General features: G+C 62.0%; 20 protein-coding genes. 15 read left to right on the top strand and 5 right to left on the bottom strand.

Annotation, left to right across the window (positions count from 1 at the left end; genetic code table 11):
- Positions 1–148: 148 nt before the first annotated feature.
- The 3 genes from dsbG to dsbD are packed head-to-tail and all read right to left on the bottom strand — an operon-like array spanning position 149 to position 3,488.
- Positions 149–916, bottom strand: coding sequence for a thiol:disulfide interchange protein DsbG (gene dsbG / locus J3P97_RS18290; protein ID WP_434572866.1), 768 nt, complete (start codon positions 914–916; stop codon positions 149–151).
- Positions 892–1,761, bottom strand: coding sequence for a prolipoprotein diacylglyceryl transferase family protein (locus tag J3P97_RS18285; protein ID WP_434672458.1), 870 nt, complete (start codon positions 1,759–1,761; stop codon positions 892–894). The genes dsbG and J3P97_RS18285 overlap by 25 nt, the downstream gene beginning before the upstream one ends.
- Positions 1,761–3,488: a protein-disulfide reductase DsbD gene (gene dsbD / locus J3P97_RS18280; RefSeq protein WP_434672457.1), complete on the bottom strand. Its 1,728-nt coding sequence runs from the start codon at positions 3,486–3,488 to the stop codon at positions 1,761–1,763. The genes J3P97_RS18285 and dsbD overlap by 1 nt, the downstream gene beginning before the upstream one ends.
- A 175-nt stretch (positions 3,489–3,663) precedes the next feature.
- On the opposite strand from dsbD, the gene J3P97_RS18275 reads away from it, so the two are divergent.
- From J3P97_RS18275 to J3P97_RS18260, 4 genes are all read left to right on the top strand, one after another.
- Positions 3,664–4,344, top strand: coding sequence for a response regulator (locus J3P97_RS18275; RefSeq protein WP_305499838.1), 681 nt, complete (start codon positions 3,664–3,666; stop codon positions 4,342–4,344).
- Positions 4,341–5,675 carry an ATP-binding protein gene (locus tag J3P97_RS18270; RefSeq protein WP_434672456.1) on the top strand — a complete coding sequence of 445 codons (1,335 nt, stop codon included), beginning with the start codon at positions 4,341–4,343 and terminating at the stop codon, positions 5,673–5,675. The genes J3P97_RS18275 and J3P97_RS18270 overlap by 4 nt, the downstream gene beginning before the upstream one ends.
- Before the next feature lie 261 nt (positions 5,676–5,936).
- Positions 5,937–7,349, top strand: coding sequence for an aspartate aminotransferase family protein (locus J3P97_RS18265; RefSeq protein ID WP_434672455.1), 1,413 nt, complete (start codon positions 5,937–5,939; stop codon positions 7,347–7,349).
- An 84-nt stretch (positions 7,350–7,433) separates the two neighbouring features.
- Positions 7,434–7,661 (top strand): MbtH family protein, encoded by a 228-nt coding sequence (locus J3P97_RS18260; RefSeq protein ID WP_434572877.1) that lies wholly within the window; start codon positions 7,434–7,436, stop codon positions 7,659–7,661.
- 119 nt (positions 7,662–7,780) lie between these two features.
- On the opposite strand, the gene ppsR is transcribed toward J3P97_RS18260, so the two are convergent.
- Positions 7,781–8,599 (bottom strand): posphoenolpyruvate synthetase regulatory kinase/phosphorylase PpsR, encoded by an 819-nt coding sequence (gene ppsR, locus J3P97_RS18255; protein ID WP_434572879.1) that lies wholly within the window; start codon positions 8,597–8,599, stop codon positions 7,781–7,783.
- Positions 8,600–8,781: 182 nt separating this feature from the next.
- On the opposite strand from ppsR, the gene ppsA reads away from it, so the two are divergent.
- The 11 genes from ppsA to J3P97_RS18200 all read left to right on the top strand — a co-directional run bounded on the left by ppsA (position 8,782) and on the right by J3P97_RS18200 (position 18,522).
- Positions 8,782–11,157, top strand: coding sequence for a phosphoenolpyruvate synthase (ppsA, locus tag J3P97_RS18250; RefSeq protein ID WP_434629532.1), 2,376 nt, complete (start codon positions 8,782–8,784; stop codon positions 11,155–11,157).
- 223 nt (positions 11,158–11,380) lie between these two features.
- On the top strand, positions 11,381–12,370 hold the full coding sequence (locus J3P97_RS18245) for an alpha/beta fold hydrolase (RefSeq protein ID WP_434601380.1): 990 nt from the start codon (positions 11,381–11,383) through the stop codon (positions 12,368–12,370).
- A 126-nt stretch (positions 12,371–12,496) separates the two neighbouring features.
- Positions 12,497–12,988, top strand: a complete 492-nt coding sequence (gene rraA / locus J3P97_RS18240; RefSeq protein WP_305499847.1) for a ribonuclease E activity regulator RraA — start codon at positions 12,497–12,499, stop codon at positions 12,986–12,988.
- Between the two features lie 25 nt (positions 12,989–13,013).
- Positions 13,014–14,009 carry a zinc transporter ZntB gene (locus tag J3P97_RS18235; protein WP_434572885.1) on the top strand — a complete coding sequence of 332 codons (996 nt, stop codon included), beginning with the start codon at positions 13,014–13,016 and terminating at the stop codon, positions 14,007–14,009.
- Between the two features lie 65 nt (positions 14,010–14,074).
- Positions 14,075–14,320: a hypothetical protein gene (locus J3P97_RS18230; protein WP_014337331.1), complete on the top strand. Its 246-nt coding sequence runs from the start codon at positions 14,075–14,077 to the stop codon at positions 14,318–14,320.
- 2 nt (positions 14,321–14,322) lie between these two features.
- Positions 14,323–15,147, top strand: a complete 825-nt coding sequence (locus J3P97_RS18225; protein WP_305499852.1) for a mechanosensitive ion channel family protein — start codon at positions 14,323–14,325, stop codon at positions 15,145–15,147.
- Positions 15,148–15,238: 91 nt separating this feature from the next.
- The gene (gene sigX, locus J3P97_RS18220; RefSeq protein ID WP_025212681.1) at positions 15,239–15,829 is read left to right on the top strand and encodes an RNA polymerase sigma factor SigX; all 591 of its coding nucleotides are present in this window, start codon (positions 15,239–15,241) and stop codon (positions 15,827–15,829) included.
- A gap of 107 nt (positions 15,830–15,936) precedes the next feature.
- Positions 15,937–16,971 carry an OmpA family protein gene (locus tag J3P97_RS18215; RefSeq protein WP_058542369.1) on the top strand — a complete coding sequence of 345 codons (1,035 nt, stop codon included), beginning with the start codon at positions 15,937–15,939 and terminating at the stop codon, positions 16,969–16,971.
- A 351-nt stretch (positions 16,972–17,322) separates the two neighbouring features.
- Complete coding sequence (locus tag J3P97_RS18210) at positions 17,323–17,520, top strand: nucleoid-structuring protein H-NS (RefSeq protein WP_434674604.1); 198 nt, start codon at positions 17,323–17,325, stop codon at positions 17,518–17,520.
- Between the two features lie 261 nt (positions 17,521–17,781).
- Positions 17,782–18,012, top strand: coding sequence for a nucleoid-structuring protein H-NS (locus tag J3P97_RS18205; protein ID WP_434674603.1), 231 nt, complete (start codon positions 17,782–17,784; stop codon positions 18,010–18,012).
- Positions 18,013–18,273: 261 nt separating this feature from the next.
- On the top strand, positions 18,274–18,522 hold the full coding sequence (locus J3P97_RS18200) for a nucleoid-structuring protein H-NS (RefSeq protein WP_434674602.1): 249 nt from the start codon (positions 18,274–18,276) through the stop codon (positions 18,520–18,522).
- A gap of 145 nt (positions 18,523–18,667) precedes the next feature.
- Here the strand turns inward: J3P97_RS18200 and cobA are convergent, their stop codons facing one another.
- Positions 18,668–19,423, bottom strand: a complete 756-nt coding sequence (cobA, locus tag J3P97_RS18195; protein WP_434601379.1) for a uroporphyrinogen-III C-methyltransferase — start codon at positions 19,421–19,423, stop codon at positions 18,668–18,670.
- Between the last annotated feature and the right edge of the window lie 7 nt (positions 19,424–19,430).

Genomic DNA, 19,430 nt, shown 5'->3' with positions numbered 1-19,430 from the left:
AACCCGTGGCGAGGGAGCTTGCTCCCGCTGGGCTGCGCAGCAGCCCCTGGTTCTCTTGCTGCGGTTCTTCAGATTGATTGCCTATGCTTTTTTGGGGCTGCTGGGCAACCCAGCGGGAGCAAGCTCCCTCGCCACAGGTGGCCGGTTTTTACTTCGGCCCGAGAATCTTCACCAGCTTGTCCGGCGAGGGCGCGCCTTGCTGCTGTTGCAGGTCGCCCTGGTCGTCCAGGTAGAAAATCGCCGGGGTCGCGGACAGCTCCAGTTCATCCATCAACTGCTGGTTGGCGTCCAGTTTGGCCTGGATCGCCGGCGGTATTTCTTTCAGCGGTTTCAGCGGGCTGCCCTTGCCGGCCTTTTCGTGGTCCGCCAGGGCTTTTTCCGGCTCTTTGGCGGCCAGCAATGCGGCTGATTTCCCCGGGCTGTCTTCGCGGATGATGCCCACCATGATGTGGCGCAACTGCACCTTGCCGGCATTGACCCACGGCCGAGCCTGCTCCCAGAACATGTTGCAGTACGGGCAGTTCGGGTCGCTGAACAGGTACACGGTGCGCGGTGCGTCCTTGCTGCCGTCGGCGATCCAGTTGCTGGCTTGCATCTTCGCCCAGATCTCCTTCGACATCGGATCGTAGACCAGCTTTTTCAGGGGTTCGAGGCTCAGGTCCTTGCCATCGGCGTCGTACAGGTTGCCCAGCAGCACATGCTGGCCGTCCGGCGTCAGATAGAGCGTCATGCCGCGGCTCTGGTACTGCGCCGCGTAGCCGCGCAAGCCGTTCGGTGCGTCGAAGGTGCCGACGATCTTCGCGCCCTTGGCTTCGATCTTCTTGATCGCCGCGGGCAGCTCTTCGGCCTGAAGCAGCGGCGCTTGTAGCAGTGCGCCGGCGAAGGCCAGGGTCAGCAGGTGGTGGAGGCGGGGCATGGCAATTTCCTTGTCGCGGGGTGGATCGCCGTGGTGGAACCCGGCGTTTCGAAATTTTCCAGGGCGCGGGCCAGGCTCGCTTCCGACAGTTCGCCCAGGTGGCTGCCCAGCAGGCGACCCTCGGCGTTGTAGAACAAGGTCGTCGGCAAGGCCATGGAGCCGACGGCCTGGCCGAGGCGTCCACTGCCGTCGAACAGCACGTTGGTCAAGCTCAGGCCCTGGGTGGCGAGGTAGGTGCTGACGCTTTGCATGCTTTCGGCCTGATTGACGAACAGGAACGTCAGGTCCGGCCGCTGTTTTTGCGCCTCTTCCAGGACCGGCATTTCCCGTCGACAAGGCGGGCACCAGGTGGCCCACAGGTTGATCACCAAGGGGCCGCCCTGGTAGTCGGCGAGGTTCACGGTTTCGCCTTCAGCGTTGCGCAGCTCGATCTCCGGCAGCCGGGTGCCTTGCTCGTAGATCGTCAGCGACATCGTCGCCACCAGCCAGAACAGCAGACCGCTGCCGACGCTGAAGCCCAGGGGCCGGCGCAGGGCCGGTCGGCGATGCGCCCAGAGCAGCGCGGCGACCAGCAGGACGATGATGCCAGGCCAGGCCAGGAATCCGCCGTCGCGTAGATCGACGATCTGCCAGAGGTCGTCCCGGTAATGGTTCCAGTACGCGGCGACGAAGCCGATTCTCGCGGCAAGCAGCCCCAGCAGAAACAGACCGAACAGCACCGACTCGGGGTTCTCGCCGCCGCGCTTGGCCACGCGCCAGCCGACGAAAGTCGCCAAGGCCAGTGCGCTGATCAGCAGCAGATGATTGAGGGCGATGGCAAAGGTGCCCAGGGTAAACGTCAGCATCAGCGTGCGTTCCGGGTCATGTTCCAACGTTCCAGGAACGCCTCGGCGTCCACTTCTCCGGTGATCCGCTGGCTGCGGCGCTCTTCACCGTCGGCACCGATCCACAACAGGCTCGGCGGCCCCGGCACTTTGTAGCGACCCAGCAGCTCACGGCTGGCGGCGTTGTCAGCGGTGACGTCCAGGCGTAGCAGGCGTACGCCTTTCAGGGCGCCGAGCACTTCGGCGCGGCCGAACACCTGTTTTTCCATGATCTTGCAGGACACGCACCAGTCGGCGTAGTAATCGAGCAACACCCATTGGCCCTGCGCCTTGGCGGCGTCCAGTTCGCGCTGCAGGGCGGCAGGCTCGCTGACCGTGACGAAGGCATCGTGGGCGCTGACGGTGGCGCTGCCCCTGGCGCCGCTGTAGACCTGCAGCGGCCTGAACAGATCGTCGCTGCCGCCCGCCGCGCCAATCACCAGCACGCTACCCCACAGGCCGAACAGCAGCGATACGCTGCCCCACAGATAGGCAGCGCGACCGAAGCCCTGGGTCTGGCGCCAAGCGCAATAGGCGGCGACAACCAGTAACGCGCCCCACAGTCCGATCCACAATGAGCCATCGATGACCGGGCGGAGCATCAGCAGCGCGGTGCCCAGGAACAGGAAGCCGAACACGCCCTTGAGCAGGTTCATCCAGGCACCGGGCTTGGGCAGGAAGCGATTGCCGACGGTCACCAGCAACAGCAGCGGCAGGCCCATGCCGACCCCCATGGTGAACAGGATCAACCCGCCATGCAGCGCGTTGCCGCTCTGGGCGATGTACAGCAGCGCGCCGGCCAGGGGCGCGGTCATGCAGGGGCCGACCAGCAGGCCGGACAACGCCCCGAGAATGCCGGCGCCCACCAGGCTGCCGCCGCGGCGCTGGCGGCCGGCATTTTCCAATCGATCACGCAGAGCGGCTGGCAGTTGCAGTTCGAAGAAACCGAACATCGGCAGCGCCAACACCACGAATACCGCGGCGAAAGTGCCCAGCAGCCAGGGTTGCTGGAGCAGTGCCTGAAGATTGGCGCCCAACAGCGCAGCAAGCACGCCCATGGCGGCGTACACCAGCGCCATGCTGATGACATAACTGCCGGCCAGTGCCAGGCCGCGCCGGGGCCCTGCACCGCTGCCCACCACCAGCCCCGCCAGGATCGGCAGCATCGGCAGCGAGCACGGGGTAAACGCCAGCAGCAGCCCCAGGCCGAAGAACACCAGCAGGCTCCAGCCCAGCGCGCGCTGTTGCAGGCCGCTGGCCAGGGCCTGGTCCTGCGCCTCGCCACTGGCCGTGGCCGGTGCGTCGCCGCCCAGGTCGACCACCTGGGTCTGGGGCGGATAGCAGAGGCCCGCGTCGGCACAACCCTGGAAACCGACCTTGATCTTGCCGGTGGCCCCGGCGGGAATCTTCAGCTCCAGTGCCTGGCGATAGACTTGCTGGTCGCCGAAGAACTCATCGCTGTGCGCTTCGCCCTCGGGCAGCCTGGGCTTCTGCGCGTCGGCCAGGCCGTCGAATTTGAGCCGTTGCTGATACAGGTAGTAACCGTCGGCGATCTGCCAGAACAACTGGGTCTCACCCGAGTCCAGGCGTTCGGAGGTAAAGACGAAGGCCTTTTCCACCGGCAGGAAGTCGGGTTTGGTCTCGAAAGGATTGGCGGCCTGGGCCAGACCCGAGATCAGCAGTAGACACAGCAAAAACAATCGACGCATGGATAAAGCCTTAGAACGAAGCAAGTGGAATGCACATTGGTGGCTGGCGATTAACCGTCGATTAACCCGGCGACGGCCGGTTTACAGCGAAGATCACCCATGCCTGGCGTACTCGTCGCATAATGTCGACTTAATCGGCCGGCGGCCTAATGTACCTTTTTCCACGGGGCTTACCATGCGCGTACTGGTCTGCGAAGACGACGAGTTGATCGCCAGCGGCATTGTCGCCGGGCTCACGGCTCAAGGCCTGACCGTCGAACACGTCGCCACCGCCTCGGCGGCGCGGGCGATGCTGGGTGTCGCCGAATTCGATGTCATGGTGCTCGATCTTGGCCTGCCCGATGAAGATGGCCTCAAGCTGCTCAAGCAATTGCGCCAGCAAGGCCTGGAGACGCCGGTGTTGATCCTCACCGCGCGGGACTCGGTGACCGATCGGGTCGACGGCCTGCAGGCCGGGGCCGATGATTATCTGCTCAAACCCTTCGATCTGCGGGAACTGGCGGCACGCCTGCATACCTTGCTGCGGCGCGTGGCGGGGCGCAGCGTCAACCTGATCGAGCACGGTCGCCTGACCTACGACCCCAGCAGCCGCGAAACCACCCTGGGCGGCCAGCCGGTGGACCTCTCGCGCCGCGAGCAGTCGCTGTTGCAGGCGCTGCTGCACAGTCGCGGTCGTGTGTTATCCACCGAGCAACTCAAGGACAGTGTCTATGGGTTCAGTGACGAGCTGGAAAGCAACGCCTTGAACGTGCATATCCACCATCTGCGCCGCAAGTTGGGCAACGGCATTGTCGAGACCGTGCGTGGCCTGGGGTATCGGCTGGGGCCGGCGGATGGCGGGGAATCCTCCAAGTGATGAGCCTGCGACTGCGGCTGAGCCTGACGCTCGGCGCGGCCTTCACCCTGATCTGGGCCTTGGCCGCGGCCTGGATGCTCAGCGACCTGCGCAACCAGATGATGTTTTCCCTCGACCAGCGCCTGGTGGCTTCGGCGCGGATGGTCGCCGGGTTGCTGGAGCAACTTCCACCGGTGCCCAGCAAAGGTGAAGGCACGCACTTGAGCTCGGAGCAGTTGAGCATTCCGGGCGGCATGGCCTGTCAGGTCAGTTCCTTGCGCGGCGAGATCCTGGCGCGCAGCCACGGTAACCCGGAACAGGCCTTGGAAGCCGAGAAGACAGGCTTCCATGATCAGATGATCGACGGTGCGCCATGGCGCAGCTTTACCCTGGTTCGAGGCGATTTGCGCATTACCACGGCCGATCGCCAGATCGAACGCGAAGCGTTGAACCTGTCGGTGCTGCTGGCAGCGTCGGTGCCGGTCGGCGTGGCGTTGCTCGGTTGCCTGTGCCTGTTGTGGCTGGGCATCGGACAGGGCCTGGCGCCGCTCAATCGCATGCGTGATGCGTTGATGCGCCGTAACGCCGACTCCCTCGAACCCCTGCAGATCCATCCGCTGCCCAGCGAGCTGCGGCCCTTGCTGGAAACCCAGAACCAGCTGTTCCAGCGTATCGGCAAGACCATCGAGCGCGAGCGCCGGTTGACCGGTGACGCTGCCCATGAATTGCGCAGCCCGCTGACGGCCATCAAGACCCACCTGCAAGTGGCGCGCATGACCGAGGGGGCTGCGCGTGATCAGTCCCTGGCCCGGGCAGAGGAGGGCGCCGACCGCTTGCACCGTACCCTTGAGCAACTGTTGCTGCTGGCGCGGGTCGAGGGCAGCCTTTCGTTTGATGATGGCGTGCAATGCAACGCCGAGCAGGTCGCGCGACTGGCGATCCAGGATGCGGCCGGCGGCGCGCCCCAGCGGATCAGGCTGCACCTATCGCCGCCGCTGTCCGATGCGCCGGTGCAAATGCCGGCGGTGCTGGCCATCGCCGCGTTGCGCAACCTGCTGGAGAACGCCCTGCGCCACACCCCGGCCGATACCGAGGTCGAACTGAGCCTGGAGATGATCGGCCAGCGCGTGCGTTTCCTGGTACGTGATCATGGCGACGGAATCGCCGCCGAGGATATCCAGCACCTGACCCAACGCTTCTGGCGCAACGGCCACAGCACCGGCTGCGGTCTGGGCCTGGCGATCGTCCAGGCTATCGTCCAGCGTTGCGGCTGCGGCCTGCATTTCGACAGCCGCCCGGACGGGCTGCGGGTTGAACTGACCGTGCCAGTGCAAGTCTCTTCGGGCCAGTAGATCTCGTGGCGAGGGAGCTTGCTCCCGCTGGACCGCGCAGCGGGCCCAAACTTTTCACCTCGGTCAATCTGATCTACCGCGTGCTCTGGCTTGAGGGGGCTGCTGCGCAGCCCAGCGGGAGCAAGCTCCCTCGCCACGGGGTTGCGATCGGAAGTAAATCCTTGCCTCGCTGATGCGTTTCCACAACAGGAAACCTGCATGTGCGCCTTGAATGCGCACCTGTCCGGTGTGCCGTTTGGTCACTCATCGCGGGGTCGAGAAATGTCAGTCGCCAATCCTTCTGTCGAAGCAGCGCCAGCGCGGGTCAGTCCCGCGTCGGGCGAGACGCTCTATCAATTCAACGAATCACCGTTGCTGGCCCGCCAGAGCCGGCAGGAATCCAATGCCCGCAGCTATCCACGGCGGATTCCCCTGGCCCTCAAGCGCGCCAAGGGCCTTTACGTCGAGGATGTCGAAGGCCGGACCTTCATCGATTGCCTGACCGGCGCCGGCACGCTGGCCCTCGGGCACAACCACCCGGTCGTGATCGAGGCGATCCGGCAGGTGCTCGCCGACGAGTTGCCCCTGCATACCCTGGACCTGACCACGCCGGTCAAGGACCGGTTTGTCCAGGACCTGTTCGGCCTGTTGCCGGCGAGCCTCGCCGCCGAGGCGAAGATCCAGTTCTGCGGCCCCACGGGGACCGACGCGGTGGAAGCGGCACTCAAATTGGTGCGCACCGCCACCGGGCGTAGCACCGTACTGTCGTTCCAGGGCGGATATCACGGCATGAGCCAGGGCGCGCTGAGCCTGATGGGCAGCCTGGGGCCGAAGAAGCCCTTGGGGGCATTGCTCAGCAACGGCGTGCAGTTCATGCCATACCCCTACGATTATCGCTGCCCGTTCGGGCTCGGTGGCGTCGAGGGGGTCAAGGCCAATCTGCATTACCTGGAAAACCTGCTGAACGATCCCGAGGCCGGGGTGCAGTTACCGGCGGCGGTGATCGTCGAGGTGGTGCAGGGCGAGGGCGGGGTCATACCGGCCGATCTTGATTGGCTGCGCGGCTTGCGGCGAATCACCGAGCAGGCCGGGGTGGCGCTGATCGTCGATGAAATCCAGAGTGGTTTCGGTCGCACCGGCAAGATGTTCGCGTTCGAGCACGCCGGCATCATTCCGGATGTGGTGGTGCTGTCCAAGGCCATTGGCGGCAGCCTGCCACTGGCGGTGGTGGTGTATCGCGATTGGCTCGACACCTGGTTGCCGGGTGCCCATGCCGGGACCTTCCGCGGTAACCAGATGGCGATGGCGGCGGGCAGCGCGGTGATGCGCTACCTGGTCGAACACAACCTGCCGGCCCACGCCGCCGCCATGGGCGAGCGCTTGAGCGAGCATCTGCATATCCTGCAGAGGGATTTTCCGCAATTGGGTGACATCCGCGGTCGCGGCCTGATGCTCGGCGTCGAGCTGGTGGACCCGACCGGCAAGCCGGACGCCTTGGGCCATCCTCCGGTGGACGCACGGCTGGCGCCGCGGTTGCAGCGTGAATGCCTCAAGCGCGGCCTGATCCTGGAGCTGGGTGGACGGCAGGGTGGCGTGGTGCGCTTCCTGCCGCCACTGATCATTACCGCGGTGGAAATCGACCGCGTGGCCGAGCTGTTCCGGCGCGCCCTGGAGGCTGCCGTGGCCGACGCCTAATTTTCATCCGGCCCGGTACGTTCCTTTTCATACCTTGGCTGCGCCCATGGCGCGGCGAACCTTGAGCAACGACGGAGAAACACCATGACTTCAGTATTCGACCGCGAGGACATCCTCTTCCAGGTCGTGGTCAACCACGAAGAGCAGTATTCGATCTGGCCGGACTACAAGGCCGTTCCGGAAGGTTGGCGGACCGTGGGCAAGAGCGGCTTCAAGAAGGAGTGCCTGGCCTACATCGAAGAGGTCTGGACCGACATGCGCCCGTTGAGCTTGCGCAAGAAAATGGAAGAGCAGGCGACGATAGCGCAGTAGACCAAGACTCTGTGGGAGCGAGCCTGCTCGAAGGCATTCTCTCTGCCAGCCATTGATGGACTGGAAGACTGCTTTCGCGAGCAGGCTCGCTCCCACAGGTGTAACGATGTGCCAGCGGTCTACTTGAACCGCCGCTCCACCCCTTTCTCCACCAGGATCTTCGCCGAAATCTCCTCCACGGAAAAATGCGTGGAGTTGATGTGGGGAATATTCTCCCGCCGGAACAGGTTTTCGACTTCGCGCACTTCGAATTCGCACTGGGCATAGCTCGAATAGCGGCTGTTGGGCTTGCGCTCGTTGCGAATCGCGGTGAGCCGGTCCGGGTCGATGGTCAGGCCGAACAGCTTGTGCTGATGGGCGCGCAAGGCGTTGGGCAGTTGCAGCCGCTCCATGTCGTCTTCGGTCAGCGGATAGTTGGCCGCGCGGATCCCAAATTGCATCGCCATGTACAGACACGTCGGCGTCTTACCACAGCGCGACACACCCACTAGGATCAGGTCGGCCTTGTCGTAATAATGCGTGCGGGCGCCGTCGTCGTTGTCCAGCGCGAAGTTGACCGCCTCGATCCGCTCCATGTAGTTGGAGTTGTGGCCAATGGAATGGGACTTGCCGACCGAGTAGGAGGAGTGTTCGCTCAGTTCCTGCTCCAGGGGCGCCAGGAACGTGGAAAAAATGTCGATCATGAAACCATTGGACGTTGCGAGAATCTCACGGATGTCCTGATTGACGATGGTATCGAAGATGATCGGGCGAAAACCGTCGGTTTCGGCGGCTTTATTGATTTGCTGTACCATGGCCCGCGCCTTGTCGACGCTGTCTATATACGGCCGTGTCAGCTTGGTGAAGGTTATGTTTTCGAACTGCGCCAACAGGCTCTGGCCCAGCGTTTCGGCCGTGATGCCGGTGCCGTCGGAGATAAAGAAAGCGGATCGTTTCATTTGCGCCTTGGGCCTTAAGCTAGTGAGCTAGTAACGATTCTTGGATATGATAGGCGCGATTTGCCGGCCGCCCGTGGCCCGCATTCTCACTTATTTTCCAGGTCCAGGCCATATCGCCGGCGATTGCTCCCTGGAGCTGCCGGTACTTGAGCTTTTCCAACACAGTCAGTGGAGAGATCACCTTGGTAGAGTACGTAGTTTCCCTCGATAAGCTCGGCGTCCATGATGTAGAGCATGTGGGGGGCAAGAACGCATCCCTGGGCGAGATGATCAGTAACCTCGCCGGCGCCGGTGTCTCGGTGCCAGGTGGCTTCGCCACGACCGCCCAGGCATATCGTGATTTCCTGGAACTGAGCGGCCTGAACCAGCAGATCCACGATGCGCTCGACGCCCTCGACGTCGATGACGTCAATGCCCTGGCCAGGACCGGTGCCCAGATCCGCCAATGGATCATGGAAGCCGAGTTCCCCGAGAAACTCAACGCCGAGATCCGTACTGCTTTCGCCAAGCTGTCCGAAGGCAATCCCGACATCGCCGTCGCCGTCCGCTCCTCGGCCACCGCTGAAGACCTGCCGGACGCCTCGTTCGCCGGTCAGCAGGAGACCTTCCTGAACATCCGTGGCGTGGAAAACGTCATCCGGGCGGCCAAGGAAGTCTTCGCTTCCCTCTTCAACGACCGCGCCATTTCCTACCGCGTGCACCAGGGCTTCGACCACAAGCTGGTCGCCCTGTCCGCCGGCGTGCAGCGCATGGTCCGCTCCGAAACCGGCACCGCCGGTGTGATGTTCACCCTCGACACCGAGTCGGGCTTTCGTGACGTGGTGTTCATCACCGGCGCCTACGGCCTGGGCGAAACCGTCGTGCAGGGCGCGGTGAACCCGGACGAATTTTATGTCCACAAAGGCACCCTGGAAGCCGGCCGCCCCGCCATCCTGCGTCGGAACCTCGGCAGCAAGGCGATCAAGATGATCTACGGCGACGAGGCCAAGGCCGGTCGCTCGGTCAAGACCGTCGAGGTGGACAAGGCTGATCGCGCGCGCTTCTGCCTGACCGACGCCGAAGTCAGTGAACTGGCCAAGCAGGCGATGACCATCGAGAAACACTACAAGTGCCCGATGGACATCGAGTGGGCCAAGGACGGTGACGACGGCAAGCTGTACATCGTCCAGGCCCGCCCGGAAACCGTGAAGAGCCGCACCCAGGCCAACGTCATGGAGCGCTACCTGCTCAAGGAAACCGGCACCGTGCTGGTGGAAGGCCGGGCCATCGGCCAGCGCATCGGCGCGGGCAAGGTGCGGATCATCAAGGACGTCTCGGAGATGGACAAGGTCCAGGCCGGCGACGTACTGGTTTCCGACATGACCGACCCGGACTGGGAACCGGTCATGAAGCGCGCCAGCGCCATCGTCACCAATCGCGGCGGGCGTACCTGCCACGCGGCAATCATCGCCCGTGAACTGGGCATCCCGGCGGTTGTTGGTTGCGGCAACGCCACCCAATTGCTCAAGGACGGCCAGGGCGTCACTGTTTCCTGTGCCGAAGGCGATACCGGCTACATCTTCGAAGGCGAGCTGGGCTTCGACATCAAGAAGAACTCCGTGGACGCGATGCCGGAGCTGCCGTTCAAGATCATGATGAACGTCGGCAACCCGGATCGCGCCTTCGACTTCGCGCAGTTGCCGAATGCCGGCGTGGGCCTGGCCCGCCTGGAGTTCATCATCAACCGCATGATCGGTGTGCACCCCAAGGCGCTGCTGAACTACGACGGCCTGCCGCAGGAAATCAAGGACAGCGTCGACAAGCGCATTGCCGGCTACGACGATCCGGTCGGTTTCTACGTCGAGAAGCTGGTGGAAGGCATCAGTACTCTGGCGGCGGCGTTCTCGCCGAAAAAAGTCATCGTGCGCCTGTCGGACTTCAAGTCCAACGAGTACGCCAACCTGATCGGCGGCAAGCTCTACGAGCCGGAAGAAGAGAACCCGATGCTGGGCTTCCGCGGGGCTTCGCGCTATATCAGCGAGTCGTTCCGTGACTGCTTCGAGCTCGAATGCCGGGCTCTGAAGCGCGTGCGTAACGAGATGGGCCTGACCAACGTCGAGATCATGGTGCCGTTCGTGCGCACCCTCGGCGAAGCGAGCCAGGTGGTCGACCTGCTGGCGGAAAACGGCCTGGCCCGTGGCGAAAACGGCTTGCGCGTGATCATGATGTGCGAGCTGCCGTCCAACGCGATCCTGGCCGAAGAGTTCCTTGAGTTCTTCGACGGCTTCTCCATCGGTTCCAACGACCTGACCCAGTTGACCCTGGGCCTGGACCGCGACTCCGGGATCATCGCCCACCTGTTCGACGAGCGTAACCCGGCGGTCAAGAAGCTGCTGGCCAATGCGATTGCCGCCTGTAACAAGGCCGGTAAATACATCGGCATCTGCGGCCAGGGCCCTTCCGACCACCCGGACCTGGCCAAGTGGCTGATGGAGCAGGGCATCGAGAGCGTTTCGTTGAACCCGGACTCCGTGCTGGAAACCTGGTTCTTCCTGGCTGAGGGTCAGGCTGCGGTCTGATTGAGTGAATGGGCTTCGCTGGTGATGTAAACCGGGGAATGTCTTGTGGGAGCGAGCCTGCTCGCGATTGCGGAGTGTCAGCCGATACGGGTTCTACTGACCCATCGTCTTCGCGAGCAGGCTCGCTCCCACAGGTTCGCGGGCGACCAATCTCCCGGACCCCTTTTGATTTGAAGCAGGGCGGGCTCCACCAGGATGCCGCCCTTTTTTGTGCAAGAAGATCATGCAAAGCAGCAGCAACCTATTTCCTGTCGCCCTGATCAGCGCCGAGCGGCGCGGTGATCTGAGCGAAGATGTGTATCGCCTGAAGCCTGGCAACAGCCCAGACTACAGCGTCGAAGTGGCCGTTACCCGCCTGGGCATGGCCGATGCCGGCGAGGTCCGTGGTGTTCCGGTGATCCTGCTCCACGGCAGTTTTTCCAACCGGCGCTTCTGGTATTCGCCCAAGGGCCTGGGGCTTGGGGCGTACCTGGTGCGCCTGGGGTTCGATGTCTGGATTCCCGAGATGCGTGGCCATGGGTTATCCCAGCGCAACCAGGGCTACCGCAATAACCGGGTCGCGGACTACGCCCGTTACGATCTGCCGGCCATCGGCGCCTTTGTGCGCGAGCAAAGCGGGCAAGTGCCCCACTGGATTGGCCATTCGTTGGGTGGCATCACCCTGGCGGCAGCCTTGGGCGGCCATTACCTGGGCGAGCCCGCCGTGGCGTCGGCAGCTTTTTTCGGCACCCAGGTCAGCCGCACGTACTGGCCCTTGAAAATCCCCCCGGTGGAGTGGAGCGGGCGCTTCATTCTCAAGCGTTTTGCCCAATTGTCCGGCCCAAGGCTCAAACGCGGCCCGGAAGACGAGCCTATCGGCCTGGCTCTGGAGAGCATGCGCTGGTATGGCCTGTTCGGGCGTTTCGGCGATGCCGAGAAGAACTGGTGGGCTGGCCTTGCGGACGTGCAAGTGCCGGTACTGGCGGTGAGTGCCGCCGGCGATCAGCAGGATCCGACCTGGGCGTGTCGAAAACTTTTCGAGCAGATCGGTTCCGAGCGCAAGCAGTTTGTCTGCCTGGGCCGGGCGCAGGGCTTCGGTGAGGATTTCGGTCATGTCGAAATGCTTGTCAGCAAAGCCGCGCAAGCCGAGGTCTGGCCGCTGGTGGCGCGCTGGCTGGAAGATCAGCGCGCGCCGCTGTCGACAGAACAGCCTCGCCTGGCCGAAGCGGTTTGAGGGGAAGGCTCTGACAAGGGCATTCCGCTCTGGTCGGCTTGCGGCTAAGATATGACGCGCTACGTTATTTCGGTCACAAACGGTTATTCATTCAGCCAGACGTCCAACCCTTGCAGGAGCTGCCCGATGAACCATTACCTCACGCCCGACCTGTGCGATACCTACCCGGACCTGGTGCAGGTGTTGGAACCGATGTTCAGCAATTTCGGTGGCCGCGACTCCTTTGGTGGTGAAATCGTGACCATCAAGTGCTTCGAAGACAATTCACTGGTCAAGGAACAGGTTGAACTCGAAGGCAAGGGCAAGGTGCTGGTCGTCGACGGTGGCGGGTCGCTGCGGCGGGCCCTGTTGGGTGACATGCTGGCCGAGAAAGCGGCGAAGAATGGCTGGGAAGGGCTGGTGATCTACGGCTGCATCCGCGATGTCGACGTCATTGCCCAGACCGACCTCGGGGTCCAGGCCCTGGCCAGCCACCCGATGAAAACCGACAAGCGCGGCATTGGTGATCTTAATGTACCGGTGACCTTCGCTGGCGTGACGTTTCGCCCGGGCGAGTATGTCTATGCGGACAACAACGGCGTGATTGTTTCGCCGAGCCCGCTGAAAATGCCTGAATGAAGCGCTACAGCCATAAGGGATGAGGATGTTCGAGGAAGAAAACGCGCAGTGGGGATTGGTGCATGCCCTGGTGCTGGATGGTAAAGGCGGCGCGCGTTCGATAGCCCGGACCGAACTGGACGACTTGCAGTTGCAGGCTCATGAAAGCCTGTGGCTGCATTGGGACCGCAGTCATCCGCAAACCCACACGTGGTTGCGCAAATCCAGCGGCCTGAGCGAATTCAATTGCGACCTGTTGCTGGAAGAGAACACCCGGCCGCGCCTGCTGCCGCTGCCCAATGCCGAGCTGCTGCTGTTTCTTCGCGGGATCAACCTCAACCCGGGCGCGGAACCGGAAGACATGGTCTCGGTGCGCATCTTCGCCTCGGCCCAGCGCGTGATTTCCCTGCGTTTGCGCCCGTTGCGCGCCACCGATGAGTTGCTGGCGGAACTGGCCGAGGGCAAGGGGCCCAAGACGGCTTCGGAACTCATCCTTTATATGGCGCAATACCTGACCAACAAAGTCCAGGACCTGGTCACCTGTCTCTCGGAAATCGTCGACGGCGAGGAAGAAAAACTCGATACCGACGAACGGTACACTCCCGAGCACGACGCCATTTTGCATATCCGTCGAAGGGCGGCCGGACTGAAGCGATTCCTGGCCCCGCAGCGGGATATCTTCGGCCAGATGTCACGGATCAAATTGCCCTGGTTCGTCGAGGACGACGGCGACTACTGGAATGAATTGAACAACAGCCTGACCCGTTACCTGGAAGAGCTGGAATTGACCCGGGAGCGCGTGGGGCTTGTGCTGGAGGCCGAGGACCGGCGTCTTTCGGTGCGCATGAACCGTACGATGTATCGCTTCGGCATCATCACCGGCATCTTTCTGCCGATGAGCTTTCTCACCGGGCTGCTGGGGATCAATGTCGGCGGCATTCCGTTTTCGGAAAGCCCCTACGGTTTCCTCGTTGCCTGCCTGTTGATGCTGTGCGTGGCCCTCGGGCAGTGGTGGCTGTTTCGCCGTTTGCGCTGGGTGTGACGAGGCTTCATGTGACCCGACGAAATCTGATCGCGTCTTCCACAGACATCACGAGAGGTGCGCGTATGCACGATCCGTTTGAACAGTCTCTGCGCGACATGCTCAAGGCCTCGCCGTCCAGCCGGGACGACGACGCATGCCTGGGACGCGTACTCAAAACCGCCAACCGTCAGGTTGGCGCCGGTGATCTTTTCAGCCTGCTGGGCCGCTGGCTGCCCGCGCTGATGATCGCTCTGAACAACGGGTCGGCCCATGTCTCGCCGGTCTCCCGTCGCAAACCCGTTACTCGCACCGCTGATAAGGCTGACTGAATATGGAACTTGATCTCTGGACCCAGAGCCTCGTCACGGCAATGACTGCGTTGTGGACCAAAGTGGCTAACTTCATCCCCAACCTCTTTGGCGCCCTGGTGGTGCTGTTGCTAGGTTTCGTGGTGGCCAAGCTCCTCGACACGCTGCTCTCAAAATTGCTCGCCAAACTTGGCCTTGACCGCCTGATGGGCGGTACCGGCCTGACCAAGTTGCTGTCGCGGGGCGGCATCCAGGTTCCGATCTCGACGCTGGTGGGCAAGATCGTCTACTGGTTCGTCCTCCTTATTTTTCTGGTTTCGGCGGCTGAGTCCCTGGGGCTGGAGCGGGTCTCGGCTACGCTCGACATGCTTGCGCTCTATCTGCCAAAGGTCTTCGGTGCCGCGTTGGTGCTGCTGGTGGGTGTACTGCTGGCGCAACTGGCCAACGGGCTGGTGCGTGGCGCGGCCGAGGGCGTCGGGCTGGACTATGCCTCGGGCGTTGGGCGTATCGCCCAGGGCCTGGTGATCATCATCAGTATTTCGGTTGCGATCAGCCAGTTGGAGGTCAAGACGGACCTGCTCAACCACGTGATCGTGATCGTCCTGATTACCGTTGGTCTGGCAGTCGCGCTGGCAATGGGGTTGGGGAGCCGGGAAATCGCCGGTCAGATTCTTGCGGGAATCTATGTGCGTGAATTGTATGAGGTTGGGCAACAAGTGCGTGTTGGCGAGGTCGAAGGCCAGATCGAAGAGATCGGCACGGTGAAAACCACATTGCTGACCGAGGAGGGCGAACTGGTATCGCTGTCTAATCGGATCCTGCTGGAGCAGCATGTGAGTAGCCGCTAACCCGGCAAATCCTGCTAATGTATGCCGCCGCAAAATGCCCGCCACGGCGGGTTGCGGCGCACATTGACCTAGACTGTCGGCCCGACTTGTTTTGAACAAACCCCAATCGCTATCCACGCGCTACGACCCCCGTGATCTCTCTGATGAGGAGTTGGTCGCGCGCGCGCATACGGAGCTGTTCCACGTCACGCGCGCCTATGAAGAGTTGATGCGCCGTTACCAGAGAACTTTATTTAACGTTTGTGCACGATATCTTGGGAACGATCGCGATGCTGATGATGTCTGTCAGGAGGTGATGTTGAAGGTGCTTTACGGGTTGAAGAACTTCGAGGGGAAATCGAAGTTCAAGACCTGGCTGTACAGCATCACCTACAACGAATGCATCACGCAGTATCGAAAGGAACGGCGAAAGCGTCGCTTGATGGACGCTTTGAGCCTGGACCCCCTCGAGGAAGCGTCTGAAGAGAAGGCGCCCAAGCCCGAGGAAAAGGGTGGGCTCGACCGCTGGCTGGTTTATGTGAACCCGATCGATCGGGAGATTCTGGTGCTACGATTTGTCGCAGAACTGGAATTCCAGGAGATCGCAGACATAATGCATATGGGTTTGAGCGCGACAAAAATGCGTTACAAGCGCGCGCTCGATAAGCTGCGTGAGAAATTTGCAGGCATTGCCGAAACTTAGTTCGGCGCAAATATCTCTTACGTGTAGGCAAGTTCTGATAGACTTGCCGCCGAGTTGTCCCCCGGTTTGCGGGACTGCTTCACAATCACCAGATGGGGATTTAACGGATGAAACTGAAAAACACCTTGGGCTTTGCCATTGGTTCTTTGATTGCTGCCACTTCGTTCGGCGCTCTGGCACAAGGCCAAGGCGCAGTTGAAATCGAAGGCTTCGCCAAGAAAGAAATGTTCGACAGCGCTCGTGATTTCAAGAACAACGGCAACCTGTTTGGCGGTTCGGTTGGTTACTTCCTGACCGACGACGTTGAACTGCGTCTGGCCTACGACGAAGTGCACAACGCACGTACCGACGACGGCACTAACGTCAAGGGCGCCAACACCGCTCTGGACGCTCTGTACCACTTCAACAACCCAGGCGACATGCTGCGTCCTTACGTCTCTGCCGGTTTCTCGGACCAGAGCATCGACCAGAATGGCAGCAACGGTCGTAACCGTTCTACCTTCGCCAACGTTGGTGGCGGCGCCAAGCTGTATTTCACTGACAACTTCTACGCCCGTGCCGGCGTTGAAGCTCAGTACAACATCGACCAGGGCGACACCGAGTGGGCGCCTAGCGTTGGTATCGGTGTGAACTTCGGTGGCGGTTCCAAGCCAGCCGCTGCTCCAGTTCCAGCACCTGCTGAAGTCTGCTCCGACAGCGACAACGATGGCGTGTGCGACAACGTCGACAAGTGCCCTGACACCCCAGCCAACGTAACCGTTGACGCTGATGGCTGCCCAGCTGTTGCTGAAGTCGTACGTGTTGAGCTGGACGTCAAGTTCGACTTCGACAAGTCGGTCGTTAAAGAAAACAGCTACGGCGACATCAAGAACCTGGCTGATTTCATGAAGCAGTACCCATCCACCAGCACCACTGTTGAAGGTCACACTGACTCCGTCGGTCCTGACGCTTACAACCAGAAGCTGTCCGAGCGTCGTGCAAACGCCGTCAAGCAGGTTCTGACCAACCAGTACGGTGTTGAATCGTCCCGCGTTCAGTCTGTTGGCTACGGCGAATCCCGCCCAGTTGCTGACAACGCCACTGAAGCTGGTCGTGCAGTTAACCGTCGCGTAGAAGCGCAGGTTGAAGCCCAAGCTAAGTAATTAGCCCAAAGCTTTGGAAAAGCCCGGCTCAGGCCGGGCTTTTCTTTGCCTGCGATTTGGTGGATTAGTGGCCGGCTGGAAAAACCAGGAACCTGTGGGAGCGAGCCTGCTCGCGAATGTGGCTTTTCAACCGGCATATCTTTACCGGTCGTACTCCGATTCTATTGTGGGAGCGAGCTTGCTCGCGATGGCGGCCTGACAGTCGGCCTGGGGTTTGTTGACGGGGTACATATCCGTTGCTGCGGTAACGGCTGCTTAGGGTTCCGCCCTTACGGCGGGTCACTTTTTTCAGACGCCAAAAAAGTAACCAAAAAGGCTTTGCCCCACCACTCGGCACCTCGCTTAGGCTCGGTGTGCCCTCACTCCGGCATTGCTCCGTGGGCCCGCCGCGAAGGGCCGTCCCTGGCCCAGCGCGGCTATCCCGGCATCCATGCCGGGATGCCCACTGCACAATGCCTGCGTTCGGCCAGCGTGGTTAACGGGGCGTTTCAGATCAAGATCAAGACCAAGATCAAGATCAGGATCAGGATCAAGAGCAAGGCGGTCTGATAGGCGGTCTGTCTCTTCAGCTTTACCCCGATCTAACTGTGGGAGCGAGCCTGCTCGCGAATGCGGCTTTTCAACCGGCATATCTTTACCGGTCGTACTCCGATTCTATTGTGGGAGCGAGCTTGCTCGCGATGGCGGCCTGACAGTCGGCCTGGGGTTTGTTGACGGGGTACATATCCGTTGCTGCGGTAACGGCTGCTTAGGGTTCCGCCCTTACGGCGGGTCACTTTTTTCAGACGCCAAAAAAGTAACCAAAAAGGCTTGCCCCACCACTCGGCACCTCGCCAAGGCTCGGTGTGCCCTCACTCCGGCATTGCTCCGTGGGCCCGCCGCGAAGGGCCGTCCCTGGCCCAGCGCGGCTATCCCGGCATCCATGCCGGGATGCCCACTGCACAATGCCTGCGTTCGGCCAGCGTGGTTAACGGGGCGTCTCAGATCAAGATCAAGATCAAGATCAAGATCAGGATCAAGATCAAGATCAAGGCGGTCTGATAGGCGGCCTGTCTCTTCAGCTTCGCCCCGATCTAACTGTGGGAGCGAGCCTGCTCGCGAATGTGGCTTTTCAACCGGCATATCTTTACCGGTCGTACTCCGATTCTATTGTGGGAGCGAGCTTGCTCGCGATGGCGGCCTGACAGTCGGCCTGGGGTTTGTTGACGGGGTACATATCCGTTGCTGCGGTAACGGCTGCTTAGGGTTCCGCCCTTACGGCGGGTCACTTTTTTCAGACGCCAAAAAAGTAACCAAAAACGCTTGCCCCACCACTCGGCACCTCGCCAAGGCTCGGTGTGCCCTCACTCCGGCATTGCTCCGTGGGCCCGCCGCGAAGGGCCGTCCCTGGCCCAGCGCGGCTATCCCGGCATCCATGCCGGGATGCCCACTGCACAATGCCTGCGTTCGGCCAGCGTGGTTAACGGGGCGTTTCAGATCAAGATCAAGATCAAGATCAAGATCAAGATCAAGATCAGGATCAGGTTCAGGTTCAAGAGCGAGGCGGTCTGATAGGCGGCCTGTCTCTTCAGCTTTGCCCCGATCTAACTGTGGGAGCGAGCCTGCTCGCGAATGCGGTGTGTCAGTCGCCATTAAGGTTGCCGGTAGATTGCCATCGCGAGCAGGCTCGCTCCCGCGTTGGGTAAGGGGTTGTCTGTTACTGGGCTGATGCCTGGGCGAAGACCGGCGGGGAGGCAGCCAGTTCGGCTGCACCGGCCACCGCGCCAATCACCAGGATCGCCGGGCTCTTGAGTTGAAACGCGACGGCATCGGTCTCCATCGAGGCCAGGTCGCTGCGGCAGTCACGTTGATGGGGCAGGGAGGCGTTTTCGATCATCGCTACCGGTGTGTCCGCTGCCAGTCCGCCGGCCAGCAGTTGCTCGCGGATCTCGCTCAGTTTCGCCACGCCCATGTACACCACCAGGGTCGTGCCACTTTGCGCCAGGGCTTGCCAGTTCAGGCTGCTGCCGTCCTGGGTGTGAGCCGTTACCAGGGTCACGCCCCGGGCAACCCCGCGCAGGGTCAGTGGGATGTCGCACTGGGTCGCGCCCGCAAGACCGGCGGTGATGCCATTGACCAGCTCCACCTCGACACCGTGCTCGCGCAGCCACTGTGCTTCTTCACCGCCCCGGCCGAAGATGCACGGGTCGCCGCCTTTGAGGCGCACCACGCATTTGCCTTGGCGGGCATAACGCAACATCAGCCGGTGGATAAACGCCTGGGGAGTGGAGCGGCAGCCGCCGCGCTTGCCGACGGCGATGATGCGCGCACTGGGGCAATGCTCCAGCACCGCGTCGTTGACCAGGTCGTCGATCAACACCACGTCGGCCTCGCCCAGGGCGCGCACGGCTTTGAGGGTCAGCAATTCAGGGTCGCCAGGACCCGCACCTACCAGCCAGACTTTTGCGTTCATAGTGTTT

Origin of the sequence: Pseudomonas sp. R1-15 (genome assembly GCF_051132085.1) — a bacterium.
Lineage (GTDB): Bacteria > Pseudomonadota > Gammaproteobacteria > Pseudomonadales > Pseudomonadaceae > Aquipseudomonas.
The sequence above is the reverse complement of the archived record's forward strand: the minus strand, read 5'-3'. Positions and strand labels throughout refer to the sequence as shown.